A 1,117-nucleotide genomic window follows, 5' to 3' on the forward strand; every position below is an offset into this window, starting at 1 on the left:
TGCCGTCTCCGGCCTCATTATCTTTGGCACTGCTGAACCCATCAGCAAACAGGGTCACCGGATAATAGGAATTATAACTGGCCCGGGTAGGATTGTTGACCGTTACCAGCCCCCGGTTGGTACGTATATGCTGAAAATCCACCTTTAAGATATCTGTAGCGTTAACGTGATAACGCAAATTAATACCATACTGGCGATTACCATAATCAGCATTACGCAGAACAGCATCCTTGGTTTCATTAAGGAATTTTAACCCCACATCAAAGAGACCGGAAGTAAAATTATAATCCAAGGCCACCTGACGATACTTATGACTGCCAATGGAACGGCTGTAAGTACCACCAGTTTGCTGCTTGGTAATAATATTGATTACGCCTCCGTTGGTCTGGCCATATTTAAGGGATTTGGCACCCTTAATGATTTCTATTCGTTCAATAGAAGCAAAGGGCATTGCCTCCCAATTGAAGGCATTTCCCCCCATTACCCCGGAATTCTTCTGGGGTACACCATCCACTAGCACAGTAAAGCGACGGGCATCATGGCCCCGCAGCTTCAAGGTCAGATCCTCGGCTCCACCGCCAAAGGACCGGGACTGAACCTGCACACCTGCCACGCCACGCAACAGCTCCGGCAAAGTCTTGGCTGTCCCTGTATATTTCTCCATATTAATAATGGTATCTGCTTCCGTATTGATAGCCTCATCGCCATATACGGTCACCAATTCATCACCGAAATCCACCTCATTGGCCGCCCAAGCCGTGGAGGTCAATAAACTCAAGCATACTAAGCCGCTTAAAATCTTTCTCTTACTCATTTTAACTACCTTTCACTCCTAATTTACTTTAACAGGTCATGATAAAAAAATGCCTGTTGCAATCGTTTTACAATAAAAGGAATAAATAGCAGCTGGAGAACTATTCCGGCCAGACCGCTACTAACTCCGGCCAAAACATAGGCCACTGGCTCTGCCTCAATTTGCAGCAGCTCCCCGAATAACATTAGGAGGATAATATCCATAATCCTGCCACAAACCATGGCTACCAGCAAAGACAGCAACATCCCCCGGCCCAGCTGTTTATGGATTACACCTGCTGTCAGGCCGTAGACCGCCAGTTCC

General features: G+C 46.8%; 2 protein-coding genes. Both read right to left on the reverse strand.

The window, feature by feature from the left end; genetic code table 11:
• The coding region (locus ACKI5G_RS10225) for a TonB-dependent receptor (RefSeq protein WP_407400064.1) at positions 1–814 on the reverse strand (814 nt) is incomplete at its 3' end.
• Positions 815–837: 23 nt separating this feature from the next.
• Positions 838–1,117, reverse strand: a 280-nt coding sequence (locus tag ACKI5G_RS10230; RefSeq protein WP_407400066.1) for a hypothetical protein, incomplete at its 5' end; no start/stop codon positions are given.

Origin of the sequence: Anaerovibrio sp., assembly GCF_045637405.1 — a bacterium.
In the GTDB taxonomy this organism is placed as follows: Bacteria; Bacillota; Negativicutes; order Selenomonadales; family Selenomonadaceae; genus Anaerovibrio.